This window comes from Pseudomonas sp. TE12234, from assembly GCF_054061835.1.
This window is the reverse complement of sequence record NZ_JBSSEP010000001.1, coordinates 154,429-170,022: the sequence shown is the minus strand read 5'-3', so window position 1 is coordinate 170,022 and position 15,594 is coordinate 154,429. Positions and strand designations below refer to the sequence as shown.

13 protein-coding genes are annotated in these 15,594 nt (G+C 56.2%); all 13 read right to left on the bottom strand.

Annotation, left to right across the window (positions count from 1 at the left end):
- Positions 1-54: 54 nt before the first annotated feature.
- The gene (locus tag ACVWYU_RS00835; RefSeq protein WP_390957861.1) at positions 55-681 is read right to left on the bottom strand and encodes a glutathione S-transferase family protein; all 627 of its coding nucleotides are present in this window, start codon (positions 679-681) and stop codon (positions 55-57) included.
- A 129-nt stretch (positions 682-810) separates the two neighbouring features.
- Complete coding sequence (locus ACVWYU_RS00830) at positions 811-1,713, bottom strand: LysR family transcriptional regulator (RefSeq protein WP_390957863.1); 903 nt, start codon at positions 1,711-1,713, stop codon at positions 811-813.
- Positions 1,714-2,027: 314 nt separating this feature from the next.
- Positions 2,028-3,524, bottom strand: coding sequence for a CoA-acylating methylmalonate-semialdehyde dehydrogenase (locus tag ACVWYU_RS00825; RefSeq protein WP_457371692.1), 1,497 nt, complete (start codon positions 3,522-3,524; stop codon positions 2,028-2,030).
- Positions 3,525-3,563: 39 nt separating this feature from the next.
- Positions 3,564-4,391, bottom strand: coding sequence for a 5-deoxy-glucuronate isomerase (gene iolB, locus ACVWYU_RS00820; protein ID WP_457371691.1), 828 nt, complete (start codon positions 4,389-4,391; stop codon positions 3,564-3,566).
- 12 nt (positions 4,392-4,403) lie between these two features.
- Entirely contained in the window at positions 4,404-6,269 is a 1,866-nt protein-coding gene (gene iolD / locus ACVWYU_RS00815; protein WP_457371690.1) for a 3D-(3,5/4)-trihydroxycyclohexane-1,2-dione acylhydrolase (decyclizing), read from the bottom strand.
- Positions 6,269-8,200, bottom strand: coding sequence for a bifunctional 5-dehydro-2-deoxygluconokinase/5-dehydro-2-deoxyphosphogluconate aldolase (locus ACVWYU_RS00810; RefSeq protein ID WP_457371689.1), 1,932 nt, complete (start codon positions 8,198-8,200; stop codon positions 6,269-6,271). The genes iolD and ACVWYU_RS00810 overlap by 1 nt, the downstream gene beginning before the upstream one ends.
- A gap of 25 nt (positions 8,201-8,225) precedes the next feature.
- Positions 8,226-9,002, bottom strand: coding sequence for an ATP-binding cassette domain-containing protein (locus ACVWYU_RS00805; RefSeq protein WP_457371688.1), 777 nt, complete (start codon positions 9,000-9,002; stop codon positions 8,226-8,228).
- Positions 9,003-9,022: 20 nt separating this feature from the next.
- Complete coding sequence (locus tag ACVWYU_RS00800) at positions 9,023-10,171, bottom strand: ABC transporter permease (RefSeq protein WP_457371687.1); 1,149 nt, start codon at positions 10,169-10,171, stop codon at positions 9,023-9,025.
- 134 nt (positions 10,172-10,305) lie between these two features.
- Entirely contained in the window at positions 10,306-11,376 is a 1,071-nt protein-coding gene (locus ACVWYU_RS00795) for a Gfo/Idh/MocA family oxidoreductase (RefSeq protein WP_457371686.1), read from the bottom strand.
- 71 nt (positions 11,377-11,447) lie between these two features.
- Positions 11,448-12,413, bottom strand: coding sequence for a rhizopine catabolism ABC transporter substrate-binding protein (locus ACVWYU_RS00790; protein WP_457371685.1), 966 nt, complete (start codon positions 12,411-12,413; stop codon positions 11,448-11,450).
- A 55-nt stretch (positions 12,414-12,468) separates the two neighbouring features.
- Positions 12,469-13,485 carry a Gfo/Idh/MocA family oxidoreductase gene (locus ACVWYU_RS00785; RefSeq protein WP_457371684.1) on the bottom strand — a complete coding sequence of 339 codons (1,017 nt, stop codon included), beginning with the start codon at positions 13,483-13,485 and terminating at the stop codon, positions 12,469-12,471.
- A gap of 9 nt (positions 13,486-13,494) precedes the next feature.
- A complete protein-coding gene (locus ACVWYU_RS00780; RefSeq protein ID WP_457371683.1) occupies positions 13,495-14,610 on the bottom strand; it encodes a Gfo/Idh/MocA family protein in 1,116 nt (371 codons plus the stop codon).
- Positions 14,611-14,650: 40 nt separating this feature from the next.
- Positions 14,651-15,553: a myo-inosose-2 dehydratase gene (gene iolE, locus ACVWYU_RS00775; protein WP_457371682.1), complete on the bottom strand. Its 903-nt coding sequence runs from the start codon at positions 15,551-15,553 to the stop codon at positions 14,651-14,653.
- Positions 15,554-15,594 lie beyond the last annotated feature (41 nt).

Sequence of the window (15,594 nt, the reverse complement as noted above, 5' to 3'; positions counted from 1 at the left end):
TCCCCTGCACTCTCGGCGCAGCGTGAAGGGCCCAACAGTGTCGGGCCGCTAGCATCAGGCAGTTTTTTGCAGGCCCGCAACGGTGCGCGGCATGCCGACAAATCCTGGCAAGGCTTCTACCCGTGCCAGCCAGGCGCGGATGTTGGCGTAGTCGTCCAGCGATACATTGCCTTCAGGTGCATGGGCGAGGTAGCTGTAGGCTGCCACGTCAGCGATGGTCGGCTCGCTGCCAGCCAGCCAAGGCGTATTGGCCAATTCATGATCGATCACCTTCAGCACGGTATGGGCGTACGCGATCGTTTCTTCAGCGTTGTAAGGTGCGCCAAATACAGTGATCAACCTGGCCCTGGCCGGACCAAAAGCAATCGGCCCGGCAGCCACCGACAACCAACGCTGCACCTTGGCGGCACCCACCGGATCGGTTGGCAACCAACGACCCTTGCCGTATTTCTGTGCCAGATAAACCAGGATCGCGTTGGAATCGGCCAATACCACGCCTTGGTCATCCAGCACCGGCACCTGACCAAAAGCATTGAGTGCCAGGTATTGCGGTTGCTTGTGTTCGCCCTTGGCCAGGTCGACGAAGATCAACTCGGTTGGTAATTGCAGTAGCGAAAGCATCAGCTCCACACGGTGCGCGTGGCCGGAACGGGGAAAGTTGTAGAGTTTGATGGCTTGCATGGTCGACTCCGCAGGGTGAAAAGCGCTGTTCGGTGGATCAGCGCAGGAGGCAGTCATCTTCTACCAGTCACCAAAACAACAGAATAACCAGCAAATGCAATCCATTATTTCAACCAACGCAATAAACCATCAGCCGCTCAGTGCGGGGTTTTCCCTGAGCGCCTTCACGGTAAAGTCCACAAAGCTGCGGACGCGTGCCGGGGCATTGCGCCCTCCCTGATACATCACATGAATGGGCAAAGCCGGCATTTCGAAGTCGGCCAGGATGATCTCCAGCTCTCCAGCCGCGACCTTGCCCGCCACCTGATAAGACAAAACCCGAGTGAAGCCCAGGCCAAGGCTAGCAGCGGTAATGGCCGCCTGATTCGCCGTCACCACCAGCCGTGGTTCAGGACGGACATTCAGCGCCTCGCCATCGACCAGGAATGGCCAGCTTCTTTGTTGGCCTATCGACGATGTGGCGATGATTGGCGCTTTCGCCAGGTCTTGCGGATGTCTTGGCCTTCCGTGAATGGCAAGAAACTGCGGTGACGCGCAAATCACTCGTCGCACCTCACCTACTCGAATGGCGTGCTGATTGCTGTCGGGTAGCTCACCGATGCGCACGGCCACATCGATGCCCTCCTCCACCACACTCACTATCCGATCAACCAGCAATGCGTTGATCGTGACGTCGGGAAATTGCGTCAGAAAATTCACCATCAGCGGTGTGATGAACAGCTCGCCAAACAACACCGGCGCCGTCAGCGTCAATTGCCCACGGGGTTGGGCATGACTGCCCGCCGCCGAATCCTCGGCTTCCTGGACCTCAGCGAGAATTCTCCGACAATCTTCAAGATAACGCTGGCCTGCCTCGCTCAGGTGCACGCTGCGCGTGGTGCGCGTCAGCAGCTGCGTACCAATACGCTTCTCCAGCGCCGCCACCGCGCGGGTGACACTGGCTGCCGACATGCCCAGACGCCGCGCCGCCGCCGAAAACCCCTGGTCCTGAGCCACGGCGGCGAAGACCTGCATTTCCTGGAAGCGGTCCATGGGCATGTCCTCGATTCGGATAAAAAAATCGCAACCATTGGCTGCGATTTTTAGAGGGTTGTGACGAAACAATAAAGATTGTCACAGTGCCTCGCGTATTCCGAGGCCTGCAGGGAACTTCAGAACTAGCTCTTTGAAAATAAAGTTTGTCACAAAACTCCAAATTTCAAAAAGAATGGCTCCGCTGCAAACAATAAAGATTGTCACAACGTCACCTGCCATTGGAAATAGTCGAATCCGCTGCAAGGGTTATCCAGCTCAATGCATGAACTTCGAATCCAAAGCTCCCTCGGCTCCACCTCTATTGACCAGCCTCAATTGTTACTCGGGAATGCAAATTGCGCAGCCTCGTGACTGGCACGTTGCGGCCAGCGCTGTGTAATGGCCTTGCGGCGTGTATAGAAACGAACCCCATCGGGGCCGTATGCGTGAAGGTCGCCAAACAGCGAACGTTTCCATCCACCGAAACTGTGATAAGCCACGGGAACCGGTAATGGAACGTTCACCCCAACCATGCCGACTTCGATTTCATCACAGAACAGTCGGGCCGCCTCGCCATCACGGGTAAAGATGCAGGTGCCATTCCCGTATTCATGCTCGTTGATCAGTTGCATGGCTTGTTCAAGGCTGTCGACTCGCACTATGCACAATACCGGGCCGAAGATCTCTTCTTTGTAGATCCGCATCTGCGGGGTGACACGGTCGAACAGGCAACCGCCAAGAAAGAAGCCATTTTCCTGGTTGGCCACCTGAAGTCCGCGGCCATCGACAACCAGTTCAGCCCCGCTTTGAACACCCTCGTCGACGTAGCCCTTCACTTTGTCACGATGGGCGCTGGTGATCAGGGGGCCCATGTCCAGACCGCAGGAAGTTCCCGCACCAATTTTCAGCGCCTGGATCTGCGGCACCAACCGCTGGATCAGCGCATCAGCGATCTGGTCACCCACACAAACCGCGACCGAGATTGCCATGCAACGCTCGCCGCAAGAACCATAAGCAGCCCCCATCAAGGCGCTCACGGCATTATTCAGGTCAGCATCAGGCATCAACACGGCATGGTTTTTCGCGCCGCCCAGCGCTTGCACTCGCTTACCACGCCGGGTGCCTTCTGCGTAGATGTATTCGGCGATCGGTGTCGAACCGACGAAACTCAGTGCTTTGACTTCAGGTGCTTCAATCAGGGCATCGACTGCTTCCTTGTCGCCGTGGACGACGCTCATCACACCTTTGGGCAGGCCCGCTTCGAGCAACAGCTCGGCGATATACAAGGTAGAGCTGGGATCACGTTCCGAAGGCTTGAGGATGAAGCAGTTGCCGCAAACGATGGCCAGCGGATACATCCACAGTGGGACCATGGCCGGGAAGTTGAACGGAGTGATTCCGGCCACCACACCGATTGGCTGGAAATCACTCCAGGCATCGATATTCGGACCTACATTGCGGCTGTATTCACCCTTGAGGATTTCCGGGGCGGAGCAGGCGAATTCCACGTTCTCAATACCGCGCTTGAGTTCGCCCGCTGCGTCTTCCAGTGTCTTGCCGTGCTCTTCGCTGATCATCCGGGCGATCGTGGCCTCGTTTTGCTCAAGCAGTTGCTTGAAACGAAACATGATCTGGGCGCGCTTGGCGGCAGGGGTTTGACGCCATGCGGGAAAGGCCGCCGTCGCAACGGCTATCGCCTGTTGAACCGTTGCGCGATCGGCAAGCGAAACCTGGTGGATCACCTCACCGGTCGACGGGTTGTACACGGGCGCAGTACGACCGGCGATGGCAACGTGCTCGCCGTTAATCAGATGATGGATGCTACTCATGGTTGAAGACCTTTGGTTCGAAGTGAAGGGACGGACGAATTAGCGCTCCGGGGCCGTGCCCGGTTGCCCTGGGCCTTGAGTAGTCAGCCATTCGTGCATCGGATCGTTCTTGAAACACCACTGGCGGGTCGGACCCGCCATAACATTCAAGTAATAGCTTTCATAGCCGTAGGGCACCACGACGGGGTGGTAACCGCGTGGAACCATAACCACGTCGCCGTCTTCGACCGCCATGGCCTGATCCAGGCTGCGGTCGTCGGTGTACACGCGCTGAAAGACGAAACCCTGCGCCGGGCTGATTCGGTGGTAATAGGTCTCCTCGAGCACGCTTTCATGGGGTATCGCATCGGTATCGTGCTTGTGCGGTGGGTAGCTCGAACTGTGGCTTTGCGGCGTGCGTACTTCCACCACCAGCAACGACTCCGCTGGCTGGTCGGCCGGCAGGATATCGGTGATGTACCGGGTATTGGCGCCAACACCCCGAACCGAACGCCGGATGCTGGCGGGCTCAATCAACCGTGCTGGCAGCTTGCCTTTGGCCGGCGCGGTGCACAGCGCGATCTCCGCGTTGCTGTGGGCGATGACCTGTGCTGTCAGCCTGGGCGGCAAATACAGCGCATAGGGTGCCTGCTCGTCAAACGGCCCCGTACGCCCGCCTATCTCCTTGCAGTGCAGATCGCCCGCGCTCAGCGACACCACGCCACACAGCAAAACCGCACAGGTCTCGCGTTCCGTTTCATGCAGGCTGATCGACTCACCGGCAGCCAATTGCCGGACTTCAAAGCCGACATGCCCCCAACCTGCCGACTCCGGAGTCACTTTGACCCGCTCGCGCCCACTCTTGGCCGCTTTGACTAATAGGCTCATGTTGTTCCCCCCTTAGATGCGCTGCACCTTTCTGGCCGACTCATAGGCGGCACGCGCCTCTTGCACTTGCGAGCGCTGCGATACTTGCGGTACCGCGACTTCCCACCAGCAGCCACCTTCCTGGGTAGTACGCCGTGCATCGGTATCGATAACAATCACATAACTGCGATCGCTTTGCCTGGCTCGAACCATGGCCGTTTCCAGCCCGGCGATACCGGTCACATGTTCGGCCTTGGCGCCCAGCGCTTGAGCGTGTTTCGCGAAGTCGATTTCAGGCACCCCCTGGGGACCGGTCAGGCAGTTTTCCAGCATGTTATTGAAGGGCTCGCCACCACAGGCCTGCTGCAAACGGTTGATGCAGCCGTAACCTCGGTTGTCCAGCAACACCACGATCAGCTTTTGACCCAGCATCACGGACGTCGCCAATTCCGAGTTCATCATCAGGTAGGACCCATCGCCCACCATCACGATGATTTCCCGTTCCGGGCGGGCCATCTTCACCCCCAGCCCCCCCGCCACTTCATAGCCCATGCAGGAGTAGCCGTACTCCATGTGGTAGGCGCCTGCTGCACCTGCACGCCACAACTTGTGCAGTTCGGCAGGCAGCGTGCCAGCGGCACACACCACGATGTCGTGCCGAGCAGAGTCCGGGTGCGAGCGCTGGACCGCACCAATCACTTCGGCATCATAGGGAAGGTAACCGGCGCCCGGCGCTTCACACCGGCTGGTGACGCCTTGAACTGTTTCGCGCCAACCGTGCGCCAACCGACGCGCACGCTCGGTCCATTGCGCCTCGGCCTGCCAGTCGTTGCCCAGTTCTCGAGTCAGTTGGTCCAATGCCCAGCGAGCGTCCGCCACCAGACCTTGACCACGCCATTTCAGCGCGTCAAAGGTGTTGACGTTGATCGACAGTAACCGGGCCTGGCTGAACAGGCTGTGTGAGCCCGTCGTGAAGTCCTGTAAACGGGTACCGACGGCCAACACCAGGTCAGCCTCGCTCGCCAGCTCGTTGGCCGCTGGTGAACCGGTCACACCGACCGCCCCCAGTTGCAACGGATGGTCCCATGGCAAGGCGCTCTTACCCGCCTGGGTTTCACAGACCGGCACGCCGAAGACTTCGGCAAAAGTACGTAATGCGGCACCGGCGCCGGCGTACAGCACCCCCCCACCGGATACGATCACTGGCTTGCGGGCCTGACGAATCGCCTGGATAGCCTCGGCCAGCTCAGCCTCAGCAGCCGTCAGGCAGCGGATGCGCACTAGCCGCTCGTTGAAAAATTCAACCGGGTAATCATAGGCCTCGGTTTGCACGTCCTGCGGCAAGGCCAGTGTCACTGGGCCGCACTGGGCCGGGTCAGTCAAAATCGAGATCGCACGCGGCAAGGCAGTCAGCAGTTGCTCGGGGCGAATGATGCGGTCGAAGTAGCGCGACACCGGTCGCAAACTGTCGTTGGCCGACACGCTTCCATCGGCGCTGTCTTCAATTTGCTGCAGCACCGGGTCCGGTGCCCGCGAAACAAACACGTCGCCAGGCAACAGCAGCACCGGTAGCCGATTCACGTGAGCCAGCGCGGCAGCCGTGACCAGATTGGTGGCACCCGGGCCAATACTGGTGGTCACCGCCATCATGCGCTTGCGAAAGTGCGCCTTAGCGTAGGCAATCGCGGCATGCGCCATACCCTGCTCATTGTGTGCACGATAGGTAGGAAAATCTTCGCGCTGCTGGTAGAGCGCTTCGCCGACACCCGCCACGTTGCCGTGGCCGAAGATGGCAAAACAGCCTGCGAACAGCGGCAGTTGCTCGCCGTCAATCTCGACCCGTTGAGCGGCAAGATAACGCACCAATGCCTGGGCCATGGTCAATCGAATAGTGGACATCAGGCAGCCCTCCCGGACTCTTCACGCCAGGCTTGAATCAACTCCACGAAGTTGGCCGCGACTTCACGCTTGACCCCCTCATCGTCGAGTTCCCCCTGGAACCATTTGCGGCTGGGTTCGTAGAAAATGGTGCGGCCAACCGTGAAACCGCGACAGGTCTTGGAGGCCCGCGCGGCGCGGAAGCCCTCTCGCAATCTGTCGGCCGGGGCATTGAGCCCCAGAAGCACCACGCCACGGCAGTACGGATCGCGTTGATGAATCAACGCATCAATCTGCTGCCACATCGGCGCAGAGAGTTGCTCCAGCTTCCACCATTCGGGAGCGATACCCAGGTCATAAAGACGCTGCAATGCGCGGTAAACGGTATCCGGCGACTGCGGCAGATCCCGTGGCGGAATCACTTCCAGCAACAACTCGTGACCGGACACCTGGGCAGCCTGGTAGAGCGCCAGTAGTTGGGCCTCCTGCTCTTGGCGGTTTTCTATCGCGTCATCCGGGTGGTAGGGCACCAGGCACTTGATCACATGTTCCTTGGGCCAGCTGAGCAGATGCGAGCCAATTGAACGTCCCCACTCGAACTGAAGCGGATTGGACAACGGCAACTCGACCGGACGACCGAGCCACCAGCCACGCCCTGTCGCATCGTTCAGGGCATCCTGGCCATAGAGGTCGTCCGCCAGAATCCCGACCTTGCCGGCCAGGCCGTATTGCTGTTCCACTTCGGCCACGGTCTCGACAAGCAGTTGCTTGAGTTTGCCGATGCTCGACTCGGGCAAACCGGCCTGCCGAGCCAATTCGAGCAACTGGATGCGGTGATCGAAAGCCAATACCAACAGTTCCTCCCACTGTGGACGCGCTACTGTCACCCGGTGCAGATGGTTGAGGGTCTTGTCCGCGGCCGGCCGCATCGGTTGGGTTTTGAGGAAATAACTCAGCTCCGCCTGCGTCGGCATCGCCGGCGCACAACCATGGCGGCTCACTACCAGTGCACCGCAGGCATTGGCATAGCGGCAGCAGTCCACGTAGTCCCTGCCGCGCAACCAACCTGACAGGAAGCCGGACAGAAAGGCATCCCCGGCACCTAGTACGTTGAGCACCTCCACCTGGACGCCCCGCTGAATACCGGCATCCTCTATTCGGTCAGGGATTGTACCCTCGATCACCACGCACCCCAGTGCACCGAGCTTCACCACCAGTGTGGCGTCAGATACCTGTCGCACCACCCGTAGACAGGCGATCAGATCATCCATGCCTCCCGCAATACGAAACTCCTCCTCGGTGCCGACGATCAGGTCGAACTTCGGCAGAATGGCTTGCAGATGTTGGGTGACGCTGCAGTCGGCGATAAACCGGGTTTCACCATCCCCCTTTGCGGTAAGCCCCCAAAGAACCGGACGGTAGTCGATATCCAATACCGTGCGCACGTTGTTGCGACGAGCAAAGTCGAGGGCAAGGCTGGCAGCGGCGTGCACCCCTGGTTGCGAGAAGTGCGTGCCTGTAATGGCCAGCGCCTTGCTGGAGGCGATAAAGGATTCGTCAATATCATCTACCGATAGCGCCATATCGGCGCAATGGTCGCGATAGAACAATAGCGGGAAGCTCTCACGGTCCTTGATACCGAGTAACACCAGGCCTGTCAGATGTTCTGGGTCGCGCTTAAGTTGCGACACATCGCAACCTTCGGCCGCCAGGGTATCGACCAGGAACTGTCCCATCTGCTCGGCACCCACCCGGCTCAACATCGCCGACTTCAAGCCCAGCCTCGCTGTGCCAAACGCCACGTTACCCGAAGACCCTCCCAGGTATTTGGCGAAGTGGCTGACATCTTCCAGACGTGCACCAATGTTGGTGGCATAAAGGTCGACCAGCAAACGCCCGAGGCAAATGAGGTCTATAGGGCGATCATTTGCAAACTTCGTCAAACTTCCCATGTTCAGCCCTCGTAATCTTGATCATTCAAATCACAACGCCCGGCGTCTCCACGAGCGTGTCCAAGTCCTCACCACCGGCCATCACGCGCAAGATTTCGTCGCGAGAAATATCGGTTTTCTTGTAAGTACCGTGGTTTGTGCCTCGATTGAGCAGGGTGAATCGATCGCCAATCGGGTAGGCGTGGTTGATGTTGTGCGTAATAAACACCACGCCAATGCCGTCGTTTCTGGCCTTGGCTATATATTTCAAGACCATGCTGGCCTGGTGGACACCCAACGCAGATGTCGGCTCATCTAGGATCAAGACTTTGGCGCCGAAATAGGTCGCTCGAGCGATGGCCAACCCCTGCCGCTCGCCGCCCGACAGGGTTCCAACCGCCTGCGCCGGATCCCGAATATCGATGCCGATCCGCACCATTTCTTCACGGGTTACTTGATCGGCGTACTTCGCATCAAAACGCCGCATCAAACCTTGGCCCTTGGTCGGTTCACGCCCCAGGAAGAAGTTACGGCTGATACTCATCAACGGCAGCATCGCCAAGTCCTGGAACACGGTTGCGACACCGGCTTGATAGGCATCGCGCGGGCTCTTGAACAAGACATCCTTGCCGTTGATACGAATGCCGCCAGCACTGGGCTGATGCACACCAGACAACACCTTGATCAGGGTGGACTTACCCGCACCGTTATCCCCAAGCAAGCAATGCACTTCGCCTGGGCAAACATCAAATGACACACCTTGAAGGGCAACCACGGAACCGAAGGTTTTTCTGACATTGGCAAGTTCAATTACTGGAAGCATTTTAAATCTCCTGTAGTAACTTATCGGCTGCTGGTTGCCATCTTGCGGATGTAATCGTTAAACAACACAGCAATCAAAACCATCAGCCCCAGGAAAACCTTGAACCAATCCGTATCGATGCCGGTGTAGAACATGCCAACTTGAACAGTACCGAAAATCAAGGCGCCAACCATGGAGCCCACCGCAGAACCATATCCCCCGGTCAATAAAGAACCACCAATAACCGCGGCAATAATGGCCTCAAACTCTTTCTGAATACCGCGCATGGTGTCGGCAGACCCCGACTCCAAAACTTGTATGGTGGCAAACAAAGTCGCCATCAATGCCGAGAACATGAACAGGTATATTTTTACTCTATCAACCGGAACGCCCATGTTGCGTGCAGCATTGGCATCCCCGCCCGTAGCGAAGATCCAGTTGCCCAGACGAGTGCGCAGCAATACCCAGGTTGCCAGCGCCGTAACAACTACCCACCACAGGATCGACACCGGAATACCGGGCACTGACGCCAGTCCATCCGGCCGCATCGTGATCACACCGTGTTCCGCGAGGTACTGGAACAGCCCGCCAAAGAGGTGTCCAGAAAAAATAGACACTACCCAGGAGTTTTCATTGAGCTCATTCACGACATAAGAAATTTGCGTTTTACCGGTCAATAGACGCGTTACCGCTACGGCGACACCGCGCAAGATGAACATTGTCGCCAAGGTCACAATGAACGATGGCAATTTGGTGCGAACCACCAAATAACCGTTAAACGCGCCGATCATCAAACTGAATACAAACGCCATCATCACCGCGACCGGTAATGACAACCCCAACTTGGTAACGCCAACGCCGATCATAAGCCCCGAAAGTGCAATCATGGACCCGATCGACAGATCAAACTCACCTGCAATCATCAGCAAGGAAACCGAAACCGCCAAAATCCCAAGCTCGGCGGCCACTTTGAAAATATTCAGCATCCCTTCGGCGCCAAACATTCCACTGCCATTCGCAAACAAGAGAAAGAACACATAAACAAACACCAGACCCGATACCGCACCCGATTCCGGGCGATGCATAACACGCGCAAAAATTGATTGTTTAGTTAACCGTTTTGAATCGCTGCCAACACCCTTCTTTGTTATCTGGATGCTTTTGGGCACTTCAACACTTGTGGCATTCATTTTCTTCTCCATTTGGTCTAGAAATTACTATTTCCAAATAAACTAGGAAGTCATTGATACAAGGATGCCTATCGAGCGCGGGCCAGTGGGCTTGATGCGCTCGACAGTGCGACCAATGAAATCCCGGATACTGATCAGTTATCGAAGTTAACGATTTTTTGTTGTTCCAACGCTTCCCGCATGGCAACGCCAATACGGGTGGCGGCTTGTGCCTCTAACAAGCGGTCCCTCAGGGTGTCGCCACTGCTGACGGCATCGATAAAGGCTTGTGCTTCCAGGACAAAGGCTTGCTCAAAGCGGCCAAAGAAATCCACGACCCTGTCGGAGTGGTTGGCATTGCCCTTCTGCACACTGACTTCTGAAACCGGGGTTCCCCCGACGCCAAGTGCCAGGGAAGCATCGGTCCCCACCAACTGCAACGAGGTTTCATCGCCGTGATGGGAAGTGCGCGAGGCATGAAAAGTCGCGAGAATGTCGTTCTCGAATAGAACGGTGGCAGTGGCGGTATCGACGTCATTGCAGGCGGCCAGGCCAGGGTACATGGCGCGGATACCGGTAGCGGAAACCGACACGGGTTTTGCACCGTCAGTCATCCAAAGGGCGACGTCGATGTCGTGAATACTGCAGTCCAGGAACAGACCGCCCGAAGTCGGCGCAAAATCTACAAAGAAGCCATTGGTATCAATCGCATCCAGCGAAGCGCAATGCAGGCGGAACAGTCGGCCCAGATCGCCTTTGTTCAACAGACGCTTGGCTTCTACATACGCCGGATCGTAGCGACGCATGAACCCGATCATGACCGTTTGCGAAGAGTACTTGTCGGCCGCCGCCAGGACCCGCTCGCACTCTGCTTCGGTGAGTGCCAATGGTTTTTCACAAAATACGTGTTTACCGGCTTCGAGTGCCGAGACAATTTGCTCGGCATGCAATGATGTCGGGGTGGCAAGCCACACAGCATCAACGTCCTTGTCCGCCAGTAGCGACTCCATGTTTTCATAAAGTCGCGTGATACCCAGCTCTTTCCCGGCCCACTCACGTTCAGCGGCAACCGGACTGGAACCCGCGATCAGCTCAGTCCCACGTACCCGTTGTGCCAGATTGCGCGCATGGTTCTTACCAATACGACCCAAGCCTACGATGCCGATTTTTATTGTTGTTTTCATTTCATGCCCCGTATATTTCGGCCACACAAAGAGCGAATTCATAACTTCGGAAGTCGCTGTTTTTGCGTTTATTCCACTGCATCACCCATTATGTGGCCGGGTTGATAGTGAGACTAGCGGTAGCCTAGTTTACTGAGCGTCAATACTTTTTCTGCGTCTGTCTTGTTACTCACGAACAGTGGACCGGTGTACACATTGTTTAATGGCAGCAGACCATACTTGGCTTGCTTGGTGAGCATGACAACGGGTAAGTAACCCATCATGTATTGTTGTGCATCCAGCGCAAAGAACACGTCGCCTTTGGCCACACCGTCGAGCAACTCAGGGGACACATCAAAGCTGCCGAACTTGTACTTGGTTAGCGTTCCTTTCTTGCGCAAGTCGACAATCAATACGTTCGCTACGCTGGAACTGGTCGCCAGGATGCCATCGACCTCCGGGTGGCTGGCCAGATAGGCGCCAACTCGCGAGGTGATGTCGGTCGGGTCCAGCGTCATGGCCACTACCGGAGCATTACCTCCCATACCGTCCTTAAATCCACGGCAACGGTCATCGATAGCCACGTTACCGACTTCGTGATTCAGACAGATCGGGTTTTTCACCCCTGCCGCCTTGTAACGCTCACCGGCCATCTTCCCGGCGGAGTACTCGGCAGCGCTACCTACATAAAACTTTGCACCCACCTTTTTTACGTCGTCTTCACCTGAGTCGACGACAATCACTGGAATACCGGAAGCATCGGCAGCCTTGATCGACTTTTGCAGGGCATTCGCATCAGGCACCGATACGACCAGTCCATTGACCTTGGCGGCGACGGCTGCATCGATCATGCGAGACATGGCGATCGGGTCAAAGGCTTCAGGGGCCTGGTAAGATACTTTTGCGCCGGTTTCCTTGGCCGCATCCTCCATGCCTTTCTTCAAGGCATTCCAATAAGAGTCACCGGCTTGCCCGTGTGTAACAAAGGCAATGCGCACGGGTTCGTCTGCAGCATTGGAAATGGATGGAATCATGACTGCCGAAGTTAAAACAGCAGTTACAACACCTTGGAACAACTTATGTTTGATCCGCGACATCATGGTGAATCTCCTAAAGTGGACTGTCTTCTTATGTTTATTGTTGACTTCCGAACTTTCAGTTGACTTCCCTAACAAATACCGGACGTTGTTCTTTTAAAGAAATATCTGCTGCCAATGCTACTCTTTCGGCTTGCAGGGATTCTTTAGCGCCCACTAGCACAGGTTTATTATTCAGCACGCTATGGGCAAAGGCAGCGAGTTCGCTGGCATAAGATAGCGGGTAACGATCAAGACAAGAGAAATAAGGATTCTCTGTCTTGACGCCCTCTTCCTTGAAGATTTCTACAGTTGTCGGCGTGAGGTTGTGGATTTTCGCGAGCCCCTTGGAGCCCAGCACCTCTGCCAATTGATCGTGACCATAAACTGCACCGAGCGAGCAATCAATCACACCCACGCCGCCGTTGGCGAATTTCATCGTAATGACAGTCGTGTCGACAAAACCTTCTTCATCCGCGCGCGACGGGTCAACAATGGCCCCACCCTCCGCATAGACCCGTTCGATGGTGTCGCCCATCAGGTACTGCGCCATATCAAAGTCATGCACGTGAATGTCGATAAAGACATTGCCTGCCGACTTGAGTGCGCCACGCGGCGGAAGCTCGGCTTCGCGAGAGGTGATTTTGACCACCTGAGGGTTGCCGATTTCGCCACCACTGACCACCTGGTGCAATTGACGAAACTGCGCGTCAAAACGTCGATTGAAGCCCACCTGGAACGGTACGCCGGCTTCTTTGACGATGGCCGCAATTTCCTTGCTCTGGCGATAGTCAACATCCAGCGGTTTTTCGCAGAACATCGCCTTGCCAAGCCCGGCGACGTATTTGACGATTTCCAGGTGAGCGGTGGTGGCGGAGCAGATGCACACCGCATCAACCTCCACACTCGCCAGCATTTCCTTGTAATCCGCGAATTGATTTCTGACGCCTGCGTTAGTCAGCCATTCCTTGTGCTTGCCGATCGATGGAGAGGCCACCGCCACCAGTTCTGCGCCGTCCACGCCTTTTACCAGATTCTGGATGTGCATTTTCCCAATGACACCGGCACCGATCACTGCAATTTTCAGCTTGCGCATACTCACCTCTCACATCGAACGTGTTGAGTTGTTTAGTGCGGTGCGTCCCATTGCGGACAGTAGACGTGTGTCGCGCTCGGCATCTTCGAGGGTGTTGAGCGGAGTGCTCTCGTTGACAATGGTTTCCCAGAAATATTTGATCTCCTCGACAAAGGCTTCCTTGTAGTTGGCCCGGTGCTCGGTTTTCTGTGAGTGCTGACCATCGGCCTTCCACACGGTCAAGCGAGTGGGGAAGTGGTTCAGGTAAGGTGATGGGAATTCCAGGTGATAGACGGCGTCATCAAAATACAGCGAGATGCGCTCGTGATACTCCGCCACCTGTGGCACGGTCAGGTGCATCATTTGCCATAGGCTGGTTTGCGTATTCAGCCGCACCGTGGCCTGCCCGCCGTCGCCGTTGGCAAAGAAGGTGGCCGCTTCAACGCCGACCGTGGAAACATTCATTTTTTGCAGCAGCCCGTGAACAACGTTGATGTCATGCACCAGACTTGAGCAGTACGCTCCCGTAAAACCACGGAAGCTGTTTTCATCGGGCTGCCCGCCCAGTGCCTGGACCACTTGCTCACGCTGCCGGGTCTTGAACTCGTCTTTGAGCGCTTGAGGAATATCGTTGGCGAATACCAGTTCGCCCTGATGTTCACGGAACGGCCAGGAGTCCGGATCGCACACTTCCACACTGACCATGCGCAGCTTGGCGCCGTCTTCGGGCAACATGTCGCGCAGCAGTAGGTAAGAAGGATCAAAGCGCTTCATGTAGCCAACCTGCAGAACCCGACGATTGGCATCACGTGCCTGTTTGATCCGGGCGACGTCCTCCAGGCTGTAGCAGATGGGCTTTTCAGTGAATACATGGCAGCCGGCATTAAGCGCATCGATCACCATGTCGGCGTGGTAGCAATCCGGCGAACACACAAAGATCGCTTCCGGCTCGCCCTGGCTCAACAATTGTTGATGCGATTCATACACGGGCAAATGCTTGTCGTGGAAGAACTGGCGTACGGTCGCCGAAGCATCCGCAATACCGACCAGTTCAAACAGCCCGCTCAACTTCAGGATATTCGGAATATGTTCGAGTTGAGCAATTAACCCAGCCCCTAAGACACCAACACGCAATTTCTTTTGCATAGACGTATCTCTTTCCTAATGGTGAAACCGATTTGGAAATTCAGGATTTGACAGTGAAGCCTGCACGTTCTGCCAACTGCTTGGTATTCTTGTAACCCATCGTTGCATACACCAGCGGATTTGCTTTATTCGGATCCTGCTCGGCTTCAACGACCAGCCAGCCGCTGTAATTGTTCTCCGCCAGGACTTTCAAGATATCCGCGTAATCAATCACACCGTCGCCCGTCACCGTGAAAATTCCATTCATCACCGCGCCCATGAAGCTCAAGTCTTCTTTCAAGGCTTTTTCTAGCTCGGCTTTTCGAACATCCTTCAAATGAACATGGTTGATACGTTTGGCATGACGGCGAACCAGTGCATAAGGATCACCCCCGGCATACAAACAATGCCCCGTATCGAAGAGCAAGCCTACCGCCTCACCGGTGTGTTGCATCAGCTGATCTATCTCATAATCGGTTTGAACGACGGTCCCCATGTGGTGGTGGTATCCCATCTGCACGCCAAAATCAGCCATCTTTTCTGCCAGCTGAGTCACTTTCTTGCCGTAGCTGACCCAGTCGCCCCCTGGCAATTCAGGACGAATGGAGGCGGGGTCATGGATAGCACCGTGGCGGCCGTAACTGGTGTCTGCATAAACAACCACTTTGCTACCCATTTCCTTGAGCAACGTCAGGTGCGGCAAAATGGCGTCGAACTCTTCATCCACATCGTTTTCTGCAATTCTTCCGTCATACCAGCCCGAAACAATTTCCAGCCCGTGTGCTTTAACAATAGGACGAAGCACTTCCGCTTTACGCGGAAACTTTCCGCCTAATTCCGAGCCCGCATAGCCTGCCAATTTTGTTTCACTTAGACAGACTTCCAGCGGCGTATCGCCCCCTAACTCTGGAACATCGTCATTTGTCCAAGTAATCGGGTTAATACCAATTCGTACCGTTGTCATGTTATCTCTCATGGTTGCGGGAGGAATAGTCGGCTCGCAGA

What these genes read in the sequence shown, in the direction of transcription:
- ACVWYU_RS00810 (WP_457371689.1), bottom strand. Translation starts at nt 8,200, where the DNA reads ATGGGAAGTTTGACGAAGTTTGCAAATGATCGCCCTATAGACCTCATT.
- ACVWYU_RS00785 (WP_457371684.1), bottom strand. Translation starts at nt 13,485, where the DNA reads ATGCGCAAGCTGAAAATTGCAGTGATCGGTGCCGGTGTCATTGGGAAA.
- ACVWYU_RS00780 (WP_457371683.1), bottom strand. Translation starts at nt 14,610, where the DNA reads ATGCAAAAGAAATTGCGTGTTGGTGTCTTAGGGGCTGGGTTAATTGCT.
- ACVWYU_RS00830 (WP_390957863.1), bottom strand. Translation starts at nt 1,713, where the DNA reads ATGGACCGCTTCCAGGAAATGCAGGTCTTCGCCGCCGTGGCTCAGGAC.
- ACVWYU_RS00825 (WP_457371692.1), bottom strand. Translation starts at nt 3,524, where the DNA reads ATGAGTAGCATCCATCATCTGATTAACGGCGAGCACGTTGCCATCGCC.
- iolE (WP_457371682.1), bottom strand. Translation starts at nt 15,553, where the DNA reads ATGACAACGGTACGAATTGGTATTAACCCGATTACTTGGACAAATGAC.
- iolB (WP_457371691.1), bottom strand. Translation starts at nt 4,391, where the DNA reads ATGAGCCTATTAGTCAAAGCGGCCAAGAGTGGGCGCGAGCGGGTCAAA.
- ACVWYU_RS00790 (WP_457371685.1), bottom strand. Translation starts at nt 12,413, where the DNA reads ATGATGTCGCGGATCAAACATAAGTTGTTCCAAGGTGTTGTAACTGCT.
- ACVWYU_RS00800 (WP_457371687.1), bottom strand. Translation starts at nt 10,171, where the DNA reads ATGAATGCCACAAGTGTTGAAGTGCCCAAAAGCATCCAGATAACAAAG.
- ACVWYU_RS00795 (WP_457371686.1), bottom strand. Translation starts at nt 11,376, where the DNA reads ATGAATTCGCTCTTTGTGTGGCCGAAATATACGGGGCATGAAATGAAA.
- iolD (WP_457371690.1), bottom strand. Translation starts at nt 6,269, where the DNA reads ATGTCCACTATTCGATTGACCATGGCCCAGGCATTGGTGCGTTATCTT.
- ACVWYU_RS00805 (WP_457371688.1), bottom strand. Translation starts at nt 9,002, where the DNA reads ATGCTTCCAGTAATTGAACTTGCCAATGTCAGAAAAACCTTCGGTTCC.
- ACVWYU_RS00835 (WP_390957861.1), bottom strand. Translation starts at nt 681, where the DNA reads ATGCAAGCCATCAAACTCTACAACTTTCCCCGTTCCGGCCACGCGCAC.